General features: G+C 67.5%; 16 protein-coding genes. 4 read left to right on the top strand and 12 right to left on the bottom strand.

Translation table 11 applies throughout. The annotated features are described in order from the left end of the window. The first annotated feature begins 134 nt into the window (after positions 1 to 134). Entirely contained in the window at positions 135 to 455 is a 321-nt protein-coding gene (locus GV068_RS10885; RefSeq protein ID WP_159697339.1) for a hypothetical protein, read from the top strand. Positions 456 to 488: 33 nt separating this feature from the next. Here the strand turns inward: GV068_RS10885 and GV068_RS10880 are convergent, their stop codons facing one another. Together GV068_RS10880 and GV068_RS10875 are read right to left on the bottom strand one after the other, a co-directional pair. Beyond that, positions 489 to 2,720, bottom strand: a complete 2,232-nt coding sequence (locus GV068_RS10880; protein ID WP_159697338.1) for a molybdopterin cofactor-binding domain-containing protein — start codon at positions 2,718 to 2,720, stop codon at positions 489 to 491. Continuing rightward, positions 2,717 to 3,196, bottom strand: a complete 480-nt coding sequence (locus GV068_RS10875; RefSeq protein ID WP_159697337.1) for a (2Fe-2S)-binding protein — start codon at positions 3,194 to 3,196, stop codon at positions 2,717 to 2,719. The genes GV068_RS10880 and GV068_RS10875 overlap by 4 nt, the downstream gene beginning before the upstream one ends. A 152-nt stretch (positions 3,197 to 3,348) precedes the next feature. Between GV068_RS10875 and GV068_RS10870 the strand changes: the two genes are divergently transcribed. Continuing rightward, positions 3,349 to 5,334 (top strand): diguanylate cyclase domain-containing protein, encoded by a 1,986-nt coding sequence (locus GV068_RS10870; RefSeq protein WP_201303276.1) that lies wholly within the window; start codon positions 3,349 to 3,351, stop codon positions 5,332 to 5,334. Between the two features lie 5 nt (positions 5,335 to 5,339). Here the strand turns inward: GV068_RS10870 and GV068_RS10865 are convergent, their stop codons facing one another. The 8 genes from GV068_RS10865 to GV068_RS24935 all read right to left on the bottom strand — a co-directional run bounded on the left by GV068_RS10865 (position 5,340) and on the right by GV068_RS24935 (position 11,195). Beyond that, on the bottom strand, positions 5,340 to 6,686 hold the full coding sequence (locus tag GV068_RS10865; RefSeq protein WP_159697336.1) for an erythromycin esterase family protein: 1,347 nt from the start codon (positions 6,684 to 6,686) through the stop codon (positions 5,340 to 5,342). Between the two features lie 16 nt (positions 6,687 to 6,702). Beyond that, positions 6,703 to 7,440, bottom strand: a complete 738-nt coding sequence (locus GV068_RS10860) for a hypothetical protein (protein WP_159697335.1) — start codon at positions 7,438 to 7,440, stop codon at positions 6,703 to 6,705. Between the two features lie 31 nt (positions 7,441 to 7,471). Beyond that, entirely contained in the window at positions 7,472 to 8,152 is a 681-nt protein-coding gene (locus GV068_RS10855; RefSeq protein WP_159697334.1) for a phosphoribosyltransferase, read from the bottom strand. Between the two features lie 120 nt (positions 8,153 to 8,272). Beyond that, positions 8,273 to 8,743 carry an Hsp20/alpha crystallin family protein gene (locus GV068_RS10850; protein WP_159697333.1) on the bottom strand — a complete coding sequence of 157 codons (471 nt, stop codon included), beginning with the start codon at positions 8,741 to 8,743 and terminating at the stop codon, positions 8,273 to 8,275. A gap of 159 nt (positions 8,744 to 8,902) precedes the next feature. After that, a complete protein-coding gene (gene fghA / locus GV068_RS10845) occupies positions 8,903 to 9,745 on the bottom strand; it encodes an S-formylglutathione hydrolase (protein WP_159697332.1) in 843 nt (280 codons plus the stop codon). A gap of 59 nt (positions 9,746 to 9,804) precedes the next feature. Continuing rightward, positions 9,805 to 10,383 carry a chromate transporter gene (locus GV068_RS10840; RefSeq protein WP_159697331.1) on the bottom strand — a complete coding sequence of 193 codons (579 nt, stop codon included), beginning with the start codon at positions 10,381 to 10,383 and terminating at the stop codon, positions 9,805 to 9,807. Next, positions 10,380 to 10,970: a chromate transporter gene (locus GV068_RS10835; protein ID WP_159697330.1), complete on the bottom strand. Its 591-nt coding sequence runs from the start codon at positions 10,968 to 10,970 to the stop codon at positions 10,380 to 10,382. Before GV068_RS10835 ends, GV068_RS10840 begins: the two co-directional genes overlap by 4 nt. Before the next feature lie 51 nt (positions 10,971 to 11,021). Further along, positions 11,022 to 11,195, bottom strand: coding sequence for a hypothetical protein (locus GV068_RS24935; RefSeq protein ID WP_201303275.1), 174 nt, complete (start codon positions 11,193 to 11,195; stop codon positions 11,022 to 11,024). 195 nt (positions 11,196 to 11,390) lie between these two features. Between GV068_RS24935 and GV068_RS10830 the strand changes: the two genes are divergently transcribed. After that, a complete protein-coding gene (locus GV068_RS10830) occupies positions 11,391 to 11,627 on the top strand; it encodes a hypothetical protein (RefSeq protein ID WP_159697329.1) in 237 nt (78 codons plus the stop codon). Positions 11,628 to 12,041: 414 nt separating this feature from the next. Further along, on the top strand, positions 12,042 to 14,126 hold the full coding sequence (locus GV068_RS10825; RefSeq protein WP_159697328.1) for an ATP-dependent helicase: 2,085 nt from the start codon (positions 12,042 to 12,044) through the stop codon (positions 14,124 to 14,126). 257 nt (positions 14,127 to 14,383) lie between these two features. Here the strand turns inward: GV068_RS10825 and GV068_RS10820 are convergent, their stop codons facing one another. Next, entirely contained in the window at positions 14,384 to 15,229 is an 846-nt protein-coding gene (locus GV068_RS10820) for a Sir2 family NAD-dependent protein deacetylase (RefSeq protein WP_159697327.1), read from the bottom strand. Next, complete coding sequence (locus GV068_RS10815) at positions 15,219 to 15,872, bottom strand: phosphohydrolase (RefSeq protein ID WP_229464033.1); 654 nt, start codon at positions 15,870 to 15,872, stop codon at positions 15,219 to 15,221. The genes GV068_RS10820 and GV068_RS10815 overlap by 11 nt, the downstream gene beginning before the upstream one ends. Positions 15,873 to 15,970 lie beyond the last annotated feature (98 nt).

Genomic DNA, 15,970 nt, shown 5'->3' with positions numbered 1-15,970 from the left:
TCCGTCGTGGTTGTTAAATTGATTAAATCATAACGAAGGCCCGAGGAGGGTGGCGCATGCTTGGTTCTCGCGCGAGCGCCGGGCGCCGCTCGATTCTGGTACGGTGGCTTCAACAGGAAACGATGGAGGTAGCCATGAATCAGATCGTGCGTGTGATCGAGAATTTCCAGGATGCCGAGCGCGCCCGTCAGGCACTGCTGGACGCGGGCTTCGACCGGGACGGGATCGAAATCAGCCATACCGGCGACGAGGCCGGCCCGTCCGAGGCCAATTTTACGGTGGGGGATTCGCCCTCGGTGAAGGGCGGGACCGACTACAAGGACGTCTATGCGCCCGGGCTGGAGATCGGCAAGTGCGTGGTCACCGTGACTGCGGACGAGTCACGGCTGGAAAAGGCGGCGTCGATCCTCGACTATCATGGCGCCAAGGATCACGACCCAGCGCACCGCCACTGAAAAGAGGCCGACAGACGCCGCCCCTTGTGGATCTCAGCTCCAGCTGAGATCCGTCTTGCTCAACGGTAGCTGACGCACCCGCTTGCCCGTCGCGGCAAAGATCGCATTGCAGACCGCCGGCGCCAGCGGCGGCAGGGCAGGTTCACCCAGGCCCGTCACCGGATTGTCGGTCTTGATGAAGTGGGTCTCGATCTTCGTCGGGGTATCCGGCATGCGCAGCAGCTGGTAGTCGTGGAAGTTGCTCTGCACGATGCGGCCCTTCTCGATGTTCAGCTCAGGGAACATCATGGTCGACAGGCCGTCGACGACCGAGCCTTGCACCTGGTTTTCCGCACCCGACAGGTTGACGATCTGCGAGCCGACGTCGGCCGCCACCACCACCCGGTCCACCTTCAGCTTGCCGTCACGCGAGACGGTGACTTCGGCCACCTGCGCCACATAGCCGCGGTGGCTGAAGTGGAAAGCGATGCCCTGACCCTGGCCGCGCGGGAACTGCTTCTTGCCCCAGCCGGCGCGCTGCGCCACTTCGACCAATACGTTGCGCATGCGCTTGACGTCGTAGGGCAGGCCACGCTCGCTGCTGGCCGGCATGAAGTCCTTGTTGCCGAGCAGCTCGAGACGGAATTCCAGCGGATCGCGCCCGCCCGCATGCGCCAGCTCGTCGATGAAGCTGTGCAGCACCCAGGAGAACACGCAGCTGCCCGGCGCGCGCCATGGGCCCATCGGGATGCGGCATTCGAGCACGGTCTGCTCGAACAAACAGTTGTCGATCCAGCGGCCTGGGAACTCGTCGGCGAACAGGTTGCCGCCGCTGCCAGGCTGCACCACGCTCTTGCCCTCGCGCTCGACGCGGTTGGCGAAGGTCACGAAATGGTTGTGCCAGGCGACTGCCTTGCCCGCGGCATCGACGCCGCCGCGCAGGAAGTGGAAGCCGCCCGGACGGAAGTGGTCGTGCTGCAGGTCGTCCTCGCGGGTCCAGGTCAGCTTGACCGGGGCCGCCACCTTCTGTGCGATGGCGGTCGCCTCGACGATGAAGTCCGAGCTCAGGCGCCGGCCGAAGCCGCCGCCGCTGCGGATGATGTGCAGGGTGATCTTCTCTTTCGGGATGCCGAAGGTAGTCGTCACCAGGGCCTGGCCGGAACCCGGATTCTGGGTCGGCGCCCACAGTTCGAGCGCGCCGTCCGGCTTGATCCAGGCGGTGCAGTTCTGCGGTTCCATGCTCGCGTGCGAGATGAAGGGGTAGCTGTAGGCGCCTTCGACCACCTTGGCGGCCTTGCCCAGCGCCGCCGGCACGTCGCCGTCCTTGCGCACGGTCGCGGCGCCGGCTTGTTTCGACGCCGCCTGGGCCTGGGCCGTGAAGTCGGCCCAGCTGTGGCCCGCGCCTTCGCCTTCGTCCCACACCACCTCTAGTGCCCGCCGCGCGCGGATCGCGGCCCAGGTCGAGGTGGCGACGATCGCCACCCCCGGTCGCAGTCCGTTCAGGTTATTGGTGCCTTCGACGATGAAGGCATCCTTCACGCCAGGCATGGCCTTGATCGCGTCCAGGTTGGCGCTCACCGGCTTGCCGCCGAAGACCGGGCACTTGGCGTACACCGCATACAGCATGCCGGGCAGGCGCACGTCGATGCCGAACAGCGGCTTGCCACTGACGATGGCCGCGTTGTCGACGCCGCCGATGCGGGTGCCGAGCAGCTTGTAGGTGGACGGGTCCTTCAGCACCACCGCCTTGGCGTCCGGGACCGGCAGCTTGGCAGCGGCTTCCACCAGCGCGCCGTAGCCGAGACGGCGTTTGCTCGGGCCATGCACCACGGCGCCGCTCTGCGCCGTGCACTCGGACACGGGCACCTTCCAGGTATTGGCGGCGGCCTGCACCAGCATCATGCGCGCTGCGGCGCCGAGGCGGTGGAAGTTCTCGTAATTGGTCGGGGTCGAGGTGGAGCCGCCGGCGCCTTGCGGGCCGTACTGGGCGGTATCGAGGTCGCCCTGCACAATGCGCACGTCCTTCCAATCGACTTCGAGCTGCTCCGCGATCACCATCGGCAGCGAAGTCTTGATGCCCTGGCCGATTTCCGGCTGCTTCGAAATCAGGGTCACGCGGCCGTCACGGCCGATGCGGATGAAAGCGTTGGGCGTGAACTCGGGGGAAGCCGCCGCACCTGCGGCAGCGGCGAGGGCGCCCTGGGCGGACATGCCGAGCATGAAGGCGCCGCCGACGGCGCTGGTGCGCAGGAAGCTGCGGCGGGACTGGGAATGCAGCGCGCTCATTTCTTGCCCTTTCCATTGGCGGCGATGTCGGCCGCGCGGTGGATGCCGGCGCGGATGCGGGTATAGGTGGCGCAGCGGCACAGGTTGCCCGCCATCGCTTCGTCGATCTGGGCGTCGGTCGGCTTCGGATGCTGCTTGAGCAGGTGGCAGGCCGTCATGATCTGGCCGGCCTGGCAGTAGCCGCACTGCGGCACGTCGAGTTCCTGCCAGGCTTCCTGCAGCGGGTGCTGCGCCTTGGCGTCGAGGCCCTCGATGGTGGTGATCTTCTGCTTGCCCAGGCTGGACACCGGGGTCAGGCAGGCGCGCGCCGGCACGCCGTCGATGTGCACGGTGCAGGCGCCGCACTGGCCGAGGCCACAGCCGTATTTGGTGCCGACGAGGCCGAGGCTGTCGCGCAAGGCCCACAGCAGCGGCGTGTCGGGCTCGACGTCCACGGCCTGTGCCTTGCCGTTGATGTTCAGCGTGTATTTACTCATGAAGGCCTCGTCAGTACGGAAGAGTGAATCCGACATGCTAAACGAATCAACCCGCCTCAACAATATTCACGGTTGCTTTGCGGAATGAGACGAGGCTTCGGGCAAGAATATGTAATACTTTGTAACCCTGCTGATCAGTTTCCTCGCCTTTCATGACCAATCAAGGAGTACGCCCGGGCTCGGCGAATCTCAAGCTGCGGCTCGCCTCGGTCGCAGCCATCCTGGTGTTCGCCGCCACCCTGCTGGTGACCCTGTCGACCCTGTCGGTGGCCGAACGCGGCATGAAGGCGGTGATCGGCGACCAGCAGTACACCCTGCTGTCGGGCGCCGCCTCCTTCATGGACGACCGCCTGGCGGCGCGGCTGGGGCAGATCGAGGCGCTCGCCGCCGGCATTCCGCCGCGCCTGCGCACCGATTGGGAGGGACTGCGGCCCTTCCTCGCGGACCAGGTGCGCCTGTGGGCTGCCGACGAGTACCTGAACTTGGTCGTATTCGATGCCGCCGGCGAGATGCGGCTGTCGCTGCGCGAGCTCCCCGGCCCGGGCACGCTCAACGCGCGCGGCACCGACTACTTCGAGCGCGCGGTCGACACCCACAAGGGCGTGATCTCGCGGCCGATCCGCAGCCGCCTGACCGGCAACCACATCGTGGTGTTCAGCGCGCCGGTACTGGACGAGGCGGGCAAGGTGGTGGCGGTGCTGGCCGGCAGCGTCGACCTGCGCCGTTCCGGCTTCCTGCGCCAGATCAGCACCCTCAAACCCGGCAAGACCGGCTACCTGTTCCTGATGACCGCCGACGGCATCGTCATCGACCATCCCGACGAATCGCGCCTGTTCCAGCACGTGGGCAGCACCCCGGGCGTCAACCAAGGCACCGACCGTGCGCTGGCCGGCTTCGAAGGCTGGCTGGAAGCGCGCAGCAAGGACGGCACCGATTCCATCTACGCCTACAAGCGCCTGCGCAGCACCGGCTGGATCATGGCGGCGCGCTACCCGAGCGCGGAAGCCTTCGCGCCGATGGATGCGATGCGCCGCAACGCCTTCTTCAGCGCGGGCGGACTGGCGCTGGCGGCCGGGCTGCTGGCCTGGGTGCTGGTATTCCGCCTGCTGGCGCCGCTGCAGGACCTGAGCGACAACGTCGCCGCGATCCGCCACGACGGCGCCGGCATCGACGTGCTGCGCGACGGACGGCGCGACGAAATCGGCGAACTGGGACGCGCCTTTCACGCCCTGATGGCCGAGCGCGAGCGCGCCGAACGCGAACGCGCCGTCAGCGAGAAGCGCCTGCGCCTCATCACCGACAACCTGCCCGTCCTCATCTCCTACATCGATCGCGAGCACTGTTTCCGCTTCGGGAACGCGACCTATGAGAAATGGTTTGGGGTGAGCGCAAAGAAGCTCGAAGGCATGCCGCTGGCCCGCTTGCTGGGGTCGGAGGCTGCCGCGGACATCTCACCCCATCTCGAGCAGGCCTTCGGCGGACAGTCGGTGACGCACGAGCTGCGTATTCCGGTACGCGGCGACCCGCGCATCCTGCAGGCCACCTACATCCCCGACCACCAGGTGGACGGCAGCGTAGCCGGCGTGTACTCGCTGGTGCACGACATGACCCACGTGAAGGAAGTCGAGGAACAGCTGCTGCAGCTGGCGCGGGTCGACACCCTGACCGGCATCGCCAACCGCCGCATGTTCGGCGAGACCCTGCACCACGCGCTGGACCGGGCGCGCAGGAGCAGCAAGCCGCTGGCCCTGGCCTATCTCGACATCGACCACTTCAAGAAGATCAACGACACCCACGGCCACGGCGTGGGCGACGAGGTGCTGAAGGAATTCGCGCGCCGCCTGACGGTGGGCGTGCGCGCCACCGATACGCCGGCGCGGCTGTCGGGCGACGAATTCGTCGTCATCCTGGAAGAGATCGGCACCCGGGTCGAGGCCGAGCGCATCGCAGCCAAGATCGTCGACAGCATGCGGGTGCCGTTCCGTACCAGCGCGGGGCTGGTGCAGGCTTCGACCAGCGTCGGGGTGGCGCTGTCGCAGCCGCGCCAGGCGCAGGAGCAGCTGCTGGCGGCAGCCGACAGCGCGCTGTATGCGGCAAAGGGGAAGGGCAGGAACGGGTATGCGTTCTTCGAGGTGTGAATCGCCTACAGGCCCTGCGGGTAGGTCTCGGGCGGCTCGCCCGAATGCCAGCCGCTGGTCGCATCCAGTGGCGTGACCGCGCTGGTGCGGTCGATGTGGATGACCGCGTCGAACTGGCGCGGCAATTGGGCCATGAAATAGTGGCTGTGGCGTTCGCTGCGCGGCAAGTACAGCACGCCGATCGCACGCTCCAGCCGCTCTTCCATCAACACGTCGCGCGCCGCGCCGGGCTCGCGCAGCGGCAGGAAGAAACGGTCCATGCCGACGCTGTGCAGCAGGTGCTCGTAGCTGCCGGGCATGCCGGGCCGCACGTGCTTGTGCAGGGCCGGTCCGTCCCATTCCGAGGCCGCCGTGACGCGCCCGTCGTAGGTGGTGAAGCCGATCAGGCAGGCGTCCGCCCCGTAGGCCTTGCGCGCCAGTTCGCCCACGTTCCACTCGCCCTGGCGCCCGATTTCGGTGGCGCGCGCGTCGCCGATGTGCGAGTTGTGTTCCCAGACCACGATCTTGGCCGGCTTGCCCTCGCGCTCCAGGTGCCGCGCGAGCGCGTCCAGCGTTTCGGCCATGTGGCTGTCGCGCAGGTTCCAGGACGAGATGCGGCCGCGGAACATGGTGCGGTAATACTCCTCGGCGTTCTTCACCAGGCGCGCGTTCTGCTGCGCGTAGAAGAAGGCGTCTTCGGGGCTGGCACCGGCGCCGGCGCCGGCCTGCATATAATCGAAAGCGCGCTGCTGCAGTTCCTGCAGGGCCGCGTGCACGCCCTGCTGGCAGGATTCGGACAGCCCGACGCCGGTGGCGTAGCCGTAATGCTGGCTGTCTTCGCCGTAGTGGTCGAAACAGGCATAGCGGCGCCGGGTTTCCTCGGCGGCCACCGGGTCGACTTCGTCCAGGTAGCGCAGCACTTCCTGGATCGAGGTGAACAGGCTGTACAGGTCAAGGCCGTAGAAGCCGGCCTTGTCGGCGCCGGCCGTGCCGTTGCGCTTGCGTAGCCACTCGACGAAGTCCAGCACCGAGGTATTGCGCCACATCCAGGCGGGGAAGCGCTCGAAGCCGGACAGCGCGGCGCGGCCGTCCGGATCCTCGCCTTCGCCGCGCACGTAGCGGTTGACGCGCCAGGCGTCCGGCCAGTCGGCTTCGACGGCGACCGCCGTGAAGCCCTTTTCCTCGATCAGGCGCTGGGTGATGCGGGCGCGTTCGTCGTAGAACTCGGCGCTGCCATGGGTGGCTTCGCCGAGCAGCACGAAGCGGGCGTCCCCGACCAGGTCGAGCAGGGGATCGTAATCCGCCGCGCTGCCTGTCAGCGGCCGGGCCGCTGCGCGCAGGGCGCCGGTTTCATAGTCGGTCACGAGCGCCATGGCACATCACCTGGTCTCAATGCAGGTAGCGGCTGCCGGCCTGTTCGCCCTGCGGAATGCGCGGCGACTGGCCCGGTTCGTCCGGGCGCTTCATCAGGGGCATGTTGTCGCTGACGCGGTAGGTTTTGGCGCGCGAGCTCTGCAGCAGGATGGCGAGGCCGGCGAGGCCGATCAGCAGGCCGCCGGGCGAGCGCCGCATCAGGCTGAGCAGGCCCAGCACGCCGCCGCCCACCAGGGCCGGGTGCGCGCCGCCGCGCTCGCTGTACTCCACCGGCGCGCTGGACTTGCGGCCGCCGAGATTGCGCAGCCACTGGGTCAGGCGGCCAGCTTCGCCGCTGTCGTCGCGTTCCGCGGCGTAGCTGTCGTCGCGCTGATAGCTGTTGCGCGCATTGGCGCGATCCTTGATACGCTCGGCGCTGCTCTGGAAGCGTTCGGCCGCGTCCTGGGCGCCGTGGCGCGCGCGTTCGATAACGGGCGCGGCCTGGGCCTGCAGGCGGCCGGTGCCGCGCGACAGTGCGCTGGCGGCGCTATCCTTGAGGTCGACCAGGCGGTCGCCGGCGCTGTGCAGGGCGTGGTCGACCGATGCCCCGGTACGGGCACCGGCATCGCGCAGCGCGGAATAGGCCCGCGAACGGCGTGCGGAGCCGCGTTCGGGGTCGAGCAGGTACATCAGCAGCGCGCCGGCCGCTGCCGCTCCCAGCCACTTACCCACGCTGCCCACATCGGTTCCCGTCTCGGTTGGTATCGGTTTCATGTCCGCTCCTTTCTGCTTTCTGTTGTCCTGGTTAGCCTAGCCTGCCACCCGGCGCGGCCGGCCTTGCCCATGCCTGAGCCAGCAAATCCTGTACTTCTTCGTCGTCCGTCTGCCCGAAGGCACGGTAGTACTGGCCGACCGCGTGGAAGCGCGGCGGGGCGAGCGGGCAGACCACTTCGTCGGCCTCCTGCTCGAGCCGCGCGACCGTGTCGGGCGCGCCCACCGGCGCCGCCACCACCAGCCGCGCGACGGCTTGCCGCTGCACCACCCGGACCGCGGCCAGCATGGTGGCGCCGGTCGCAATGCCGTCGTCAACCAAAATCACGCAGCGCCCTGCCAGCCCCGGCGCCGGGCGCCCGCCCCGGTAGAGGCGGTTGCGCCGCTCGAGCTCGCGCTGTTCACGCGCGGTCACCGCGTCGACCTGCTCCTGCGTGACGCCCATCAGCCCGGGCACGCCCGGCTGCAGCACGCGCACGCCGCCGCTTCCGATCGCGCCCATGGCGTATTCCTCGTTGTGGGGCATGCCCAGCTTGCGCACCAGCAGCACATCGAGCTCCGCACCAAGGGCCTGCGCCACCTCGAAGGCCACCGGCACGCCGCCGCGCGGCAGGGCCAGCACGATCGCGCCGGGCTCGCCGGCGTAGTGCTGGAGCCTGCGAGCCAGCTGGCGGCCCGCGTGGGGCCGGTCCTTGTAGCCTTCGGTGTCGTGCATGGCGCAGCCAACGAAAAACACGCGCGAACAATGCAGCCCACCGCGCCGCGCCGCGGCAGGGCGCCGCAACGCGGTCAGCGGACCAAGGACAGCGCCGGGCGGGACGAATCCCGCGGGCGCTTATTGGATGGTCAGGCGGCGTGCTTCAGTGCCCTGCTTTTTGGGCAGGCTCAGCTGCAGGACGCCGTTCTCGAGCCGGGCCTGTGCCGCACCGTCGTCGACTTCGGTGGGCAGGGCAAAGCTGCGCATGAACCTGCGTGCGGTACGTTCAGCATACACCACGGTTTCTCCCTCGCGGCGTTCGTTTGCCGAGCGGCATTCCGCCTCGATGGTGATGCGCTGGCCGTCGACCGACACCTTGACGTCGTCCTTGTCCACGCCGGGCAGTTCAGCCTGGATTTCATAGGTCTTGTCGGTTTCCGACACGTCCAGGCGCGGCGTCGCGGCGCCGTCGCCGGCCCATTGCCCGCCCTGGGCGAGGGGTGCGAAGAAGTCCTGGAACATGCTCTCGACCATGCGCCCGAACTGGTCCTCGACCGAACCCGGACGGTAGGCCGGGAGCGCGTTGTTGCCTCTCCTGATGAGATTCATGATGGCCTCCATGGATGAACAGTGACGTGGCCGGCGGGGCGCCGGCAGTTCATTTATAGGACGGAGGCGGCGTGTTTGCAAGCAGACCGAACCGGGCCTGCTCGATCAAAAAACACCCCCATGAAGGATTTGAGCCTATCCAGGCTTGGATGTCAGAGCTCAGCCCAGCAGGCGCCGGTGGAAACGCAGGTGCTCTTCGACAAATGTCGAAATGAAGTAGTAGCCGTGGTCGTAGCCCTCGTGGCGGCGCAGGCTCAAGGGCTGGCCGACGCGGGCGCAGGCTTCCTCGAAGGCTTCCGGATACAGCTGCTCGGCGAGGAACTTGTCGGCCAGGCCCTGGTCGATCAGGATCCCGCCCGGGAAGGGCGCCTCCGTCATCCCGCTCATCAGTTCGGTCGCATCGTACTGGCGCCAGGCCGCCTGGTCCGGTCCCAGGTAGCCGCCGAAGGCTTTCTGGCCCCAGGGACAGCGCATCGGCGCGGCGATCGGGGCAAAAGCCGACACCGAACGGAACAGACCGGGATTGCGCAACGCCAGCATCAGCGCGCCGTGTCCGCCCATCGAGTGGCCGAAGATGCCCACCCGCGCCGGGTCCGCCGGCAGCTGCGCCAGCACCAGTTCGCGCAGCTCCAGGATGTGGCTGTACATGCGGTAGTGCTGCGACCATGGCGCCTGGGTGGCGTCGACGTAGAAGCCGGCGCCCACGCCGAAGTCCCAGCTGTCGGCCTCGCCGGGCACGCCGGCGCCGCGCGGGCTGGTGTCCGGCGTGACCAGGATCAGGCCTTCCTGCGCCGCGACACGCTGGGCGCCGGCCTTGATCATAAAGGTCTCTTCGGTACAGGTCAGCCCGGCCAGGTAGAACAGTACGGGCAGGCGCTTGTTCTCGGCGCCCGGCGGCAGGTAGACGGAAAAGCGCATCGGCAGGCCGATTGCCTTCGAATCGAAACGGTAGAAGCGCTGGACGCCGCCGAAACAGGCGTGTTCGCTGAGAAGTTCAGGCATGGTGTGATGGATGAGTGATCAGTTCCACAAGTATGCACTGTGACGCCGCCTGGTTCCAGTCAGACGAATCCGAGCGCGCCGAGCAGGGCGCCGGCGCCCAGCATCCACAGCAGGTGCAGGCGGGTGCGCCAGATCACCAGGCAGCTAAGGGCGGCCAGCAGCCACAGCGGCCAGGCGCGTGCCCCGGCGCTGGAACTGGCCAGCAGCCAGCTGGTCGCCAGCAGCATGCCGACCACGATCGGCGCCATGCCGAGGCGGAAGGCGCGCACCGCGCGCAAGTCGCGGTTGCGGTGGCCCCATTGGGCGACCTGGTAGTTGAGGATCGAAGAGGGCAGCAGAATGCCGAGCATGGTCACGGCCACGCCGGCGAAGGCGGCCGCCAGGCTGCCCGAGTTCATGCCCAGGTGCCAGCCCATCAGCGCCACGAACAGCACGTTCGGCCCCGGCGCCGCCTGCGCCAGCGCAATCGCGTCGCTGAACTGGGACTGGCTGAGCCAGCCCTTGTCGTCGACCAGGAAGCGGTGCATGTCGGCGGTCACCGAGATGGCGCCGCCGAACTGCAGCAGCGACAGCACCAGGTAGTGCGCCAGGAGGCTGAGCCAGTCCTGCCAGCCCAGCACGAGCACGGGCGCGGTCATGCGCGCAGGCGGCGCCAGGCCAGCAGGCAGCCGAAGCCGCCCAGCAGCGGCAGTACCCACAGCAGGGGCGCCCGCAGCCAGGCCAGCAGCACGAAGGTGGCAGCGGCCAGGCCGATCGACCAGGGCAGGGGAATCGCGTTCCTGGCCAGCGAGGTGGCCAGCCTGAGGCCGGCGGCCGCGATCAGGCCGGCCGATACGGCCGCCATGCCGCGCAGGGCGCCCGCCACCGCGGGGTGCGCGGCATAGCGCGCATGCAGGGCCGCCAGCAGCAGGACCAGCGCCAGCGGCAGCACCAGCAGGCCCGCCACCGCGGCCAGCGCCCCGGCCGGTCCGAACCAGCGCGCGCCGATCATGATCGACAGGTTGACCACGTTCGGCCCCGGCATGATCTGGGCCACCGCCCAGTCCTCGATGAATTCCTCCTGCGTCAGCCAGCGCTTGCGTTCGACGATCTCGCGCTGCACGACCGCCAGCACGCCGCCGAAGCCCTGCAGGGCAAGGACGGTGAAGGAGACGAACAGGTCGGCAAGCGAGGCGGGGCGGGGCCGGTCGTGGGGCGGATCGAGCGCGGGAGGCGAAGGGATCATCCGGGAATTATCGCTGCGCCGCCCTTGCCCTGTCCATGGCCGCCTGCGCCGTCAGCCGCCCCCAATGCCGCGCATGACCTTGCCGCTGCCGCCGCAATTGGGGCAGGGCTTGCCGTCGACCTTGCCGCTGCCGGCGCAGTCTTCGCACACGTCTTCGCCGGCGCCGGGCGTGCCGGGTTCGGCTTCGTCGCCGGGATTCAGGTCGGGATCGGGATGCATGCTCATGGGGTCCTCGCGTGGTTGTTGGCGCGGCCATTGTAGGCGCGGCCCGGCAGAGGCGGCGCAGCGCTGGGAGCGCACCATCCCGTAAGCACAAAAATGAGGGGGCGGTTTGATTTAAATCTGATATTGACATTGTTTGTGCTTCGCCCATACTTCCGTGCAGCCGCACCACCCTTTGTCGAGAAAGGCAGGCGCACGATGGATCCACTGTTCAGTTCCCGGAATGATTCTGACGATACAGACGGTGCGGCCGACGCCCGGCGCGACCTGCGCCGGCGCGACATCGTGGACGACGCCCTCGCCCTGATGCGCGTCGCAGGCACCTTGTCCGCACTCGAATACCTCAAGTCGCATGCCGTCGACGGACGCATCATCGCCCGTGTGCTGCTGGACCCGGCCAAGCGGCGCAACGGACCCGGCCTCGCTGCGGTTTGAGCTCGCCAAGCCGGGAAATCCGTGGGTCAAGCGGGCCGGGCTTATGCACAATAAATTCCCGAAATTAATTTTGGACGCGGACGTGCCGAAGCTGCGACAGGCGCACGTAAACCCTTGATTTGTGGGGCTATCGCGGCTGCCTTCCCAATAGGCAAATTGTTGAAAGCCGCACGGATGGCTGCGTCTGGCGTGTCAAGCCCCCGCTTTTCCACATAGTTATTCACAGACTTTGTGGATATCCGGAAAACTTTTTAAGTATTAGCGACTTAGCACGCCTTCTGCATGTAATCCATGATCCGATGGAGTCGAAAACGGGTCATGCAATCGTGCGCGGGCTTGCACTTTCCCGCGTTTGTGCTTGCGCAAAAGAACTGGATAAATGTACAGTATGGCATTTCCTTCTTTTGCGAGTCCATGTCCGCCGTCCTCGACCAGCCCGCCACCGACGATCCCTTCGCCGGCCTGAATGCCGAACAGCGCGCCGCGGTCGAGCACGACGTCGGCGCGGCGCAGGTGCGGCCGCTGCTGGTGGTGGCCGGCGCCGGTTCGGGCAAGACGAATACGCTGGCGCACCGCGTCGCACGCCTGATCCAGTCCGGCGCGGATCCGCAGCGCATCCTGCTGCTGACCTTTTCGCGGCGCGCGGCCGGGGAGATGAGCCAGCGCGCCAGCGGCGTGCTGCACCGGCTGCTGAACAAGGGCGGCGCCCAAACCCAGGTCACGCTGCCCTGGGCCGGCACCTTCCACGCGATCGGCGCGCGTCTGCTGCGCGAGTACGCGGGGCGCATCGGCCTGGACGAATCCTTCACCATCCACGACCGCGGCGATTCCGAAGACCTGATGGGCCTGGTGCGCCACGAGATCGGGCTGTCGAACACCGAGAAACGCTTTCCGCTGAAGGGCACCTGCCTGTCGATCTATTCGCGGGTGGTCAACAGCCGCGACCCGCTCGAGGTGGTGCTGCAGTCGACCTTCCCCTGGTGCAGCGAGTGGGAAGAGCAGCTCAAGCGCCTGTTCGGCGCCTATGTCGACGCCAAGCAGGAGCAGAACGTCCTCGACTACGACGACCTGCTGCTGTTCTGGGCCGAGATGGCGGCCGACCCGGAGCTGGGGCCCGAGATCGGGGCGCTGTTCGACCACGTGCTGGTGGATGAATACCAGGACACCAACCGCCTGCAGGCGGCAATTATCACCGGCATGAAGCCCGACGGCAGCGGCGTGATGGTGGTCGGCGACGACGCCCAGTCGATCTACGCCTTCCGCGGCGCCACGGTGCGCAACATCCTCGATTTTCCCAGGCAGTTCTCGCAGCCGGCCGAGATCATCACGCTCGAGCGCAATTATCGCTCGACCCAGACCATCCTGGACGCCTCCAACGCCGTGATTGCAGGCGCCCGCGAACGCTACGCGAAGACGCTGTGGACCGACAAGCTGTCCAGCCTCAAGCCGCAGCTGGTCCTGATCCCGGACGAAGCAGAGCAGGCGCGCTGGGTCTGCAATCGTATCCTCGAGCATCGCGAAGCCGGCATCACCCTGAAGTCGCAGGCGGTGCTGTTCCGCGCGGCCAGCCACAGCGCCGCGCTGGAACTGGAGCTGATGCGGCGGAACATCCCCTTCGTGAAGTTCGGCGGTCTGAAATTCCTGGAAGCGGCCCACATCAAGGACGTGCTGGCGGTGCTGCGCTTCGCCCAGAACCCGAACGGGCGCATGGCGGGCTTTCGCGTGGCCCAGCTGATCCCGGGCATCGGCCCGGCCACCGCCACCCGCCTGCTCGATGCGGTGGGCGGGGCCACCGATCCGGTGACGGCGGTGGAGGCCTTTGCAGCCCCTGGCAAGAGCGCGGACGACTGGGCCGCCTTCAGTGCGCTGTATCGTCAGCTGCGCACGCCCGGCCTGCGCTGGCCGGCCGACATCGAGCTGGTCAAGCAGTGGTACCTGCCGCACCTCGAGCGCATGCACGACGACGCCCAGGTGCGCGCCGCCGACGTGGAACAACTGGCGGCGCTGGCCGGAGGCCACGCCACGCGCGAGAGCTTTCTGGCCGAGATCACCCTCGATCCACCCGAAGCCACCAGCGACCGCGCCGGCGCGCCGCTGCTCGACGAGGACTACGTGATCCTGTCGACCATCCATTCCAGCAAGGGCCAGGAATGGAAGTCGGTGCACGTGTTGAACGTGGTGGACGGCTGCATCCCATCAGACATGAGTACCGGGAACCAGGACGACATCGAGGAAGAGCGGCGCCTGCTCTACGTGGCCATGACGCGCGCCCGCGAACACCTGCAGCTGGTGCTGCCGAATCGCTTCTTCATCAAGCAGCAGGCGCAAATGGGCGACCGCCACGTGTATGCGGCGCGCACGCGCTTCATTACGCCGGCCATGCTCAAGCATTTCGAGGAAAGCACCTGGCTTAGCGCCGATGCACAGCAGCCGCGCAAGCCGGTTCCGGAGAGCGTGCGCATGCTGGTCAGGGAGCGCGCCAGGAACGCGTGGAAATGACGGGAGATCGGAGCATTTTATTGATCGAAACGCGACTTATCCCCCGCGAGCCACTTTTGTAGGAATTTGCCGTAGGACCCAGTGCCGCACGAAACTGGTGCGTAGCTAAGTCATTGATTTTGCGGCGTTTTCATTTTGCCTTCGGAACGGGCAATTTGTTGAAACCCGCATCGTTACTGGACTTTCGGCTTGTCAAGTAGTGCTTTTCCACATCTTTATCCACAGTTCTTGTGGATATTGAAGAATGTTCAATTAAATCAAGCGTTTAGGCTTGAGGATTGACTTGGATCAATCTCTAGCGCTGCCGCAAGCAGGCTTAGTGCCGGCAGCGCGCCCATCTCGAGTGCAACACCCTTGCGTACCTCCGCTGCGCGGGGGTTGACGCGGATGAGCGGCACCTCCATCGATTCCGCCACGCGCCGTACCGACGGAATGTCCACGCCGGCACCCAGTTCGATCACGGCCGGCCGCCGCAGGCCCGTGCGCCAGCGTTGGAAGCGCGCCATCTGCGCCTCGCTGCGTTGCGGCAGCCAGGCGCCGTCGTTGAACATCAGGATGTTCGGCCGCGCCAGCGCGCCGCAGCGGGGGCAATGCGGCAGGTCCGACACCAGCCTGCACGCGTCCATGTCCACGTCGGGATGGACGTCGTCGGCGGGCCAGATGGCGTCGCAGCATGGGCGCGTGCATTGCAGGTGGTGGATCGAGCCGTGGTATTCGACGATCGCCTCCCGATCGAAGCCGGCGCGCTGGAACTGGCCGTCCACGTTGCTGGTGAAGACGAAGCTGCCGCGGGCCATGCGCGCCCCGATCGCGCGCAGGATGCCGAAGCCGGCGTGCGGCGTCGTCGCGCGGTACAGGGCCAGGCGGTGGCCGTAGAAACCCCAGGCCAGGCGCGGATCGGTATCGAAGCTATCAGGGCAGGCTATCTCGTGAAAGGCCAGTCCGAGGCGCTCGAGCGGAGGGTAGGCGCGCCAGAAGCCGCTGTTGCCGCGAAAGTCGGGCAGGCCGGAATCGACCCCGATGCCGGCGCCGGCGGCCACCAGGAGGCCGTCGGCATCCGCCAGCAGCGCGGCTGCCTTCTCGATCGCCTCTTCATGCGCCATGGCCGGCCTCCCGTTTCAGGCGTTCCAGCTCGGCCAGGAAGCGCTCCGCCGCCAGGCCGGGCGCCCACGGTTCCCACGCGGTGCAGCCGTAGTGGAGCGCCAGGGGATCCTGGTCCAGCACCGCGGCGCGGATTTTCAGGGTGCGCCGCACCTCCTCCCGGGTCCAGCCGGTCACGTGCACCGCTTCGCTGGCGGCGGCCAGGCGGTCGGCCTGCTTGTGCAGGCGGTGCTCCTTCTCGGTCCAGCCGGGCAGTCCGTAGCGCAGGAACACCATCTGCTCCAGGCGCCGGGTGAGCGCGCGGAAGCCTTCGCCGAGGAAGGGCTTGATCACCGAGATGGCGTCGAAGCCGAGCAGGCCTTCCTCGGCGTCGTGCAGCAGCTCGCGCAATTCCTGCAACGGTGTCGGGCGGGGCGCGATCGCGCGGCGCAGCAGCATGACGGCGATCGAGTGCTGGGCCACCGACAGCGGCAGCGGCCAGGCCGAGTGGCCGCCCCAGCGGTACGTGCGGGCCAGCCCAAGCGCCAGGTCGGCGTCGTCCCAGTCGAAGGGAGTCGGATTCAGCAGGTCCAGCCGTTTCCCGGAAGGCATGCGGACCCAGGCGCGTGTATTCGCAAGTGCGTCGGCGCTGGAAGAGTTGTGCATGTGGCGATTTTACACACGGGCAGCCGCATTCTCCGCATAATTGATGCAAGCAAAGACGCCGCAGCGCCGCCTGCCTACACTGGACCGGCTAGGCGGGC

This window comes from Massilia sp. 9I, from assembly GCF_902506415.1.
Classification (GTDB): Bacteria; Pseudomonadota; Gammaproteobacteria; order Burkholderiales; family Burkholderiaceae_D; genus Telluria.
Note: the sequence above shows the minus strand (reverse complement) of the source record. Positions and strands in the feature narration are given on the sequence as shown.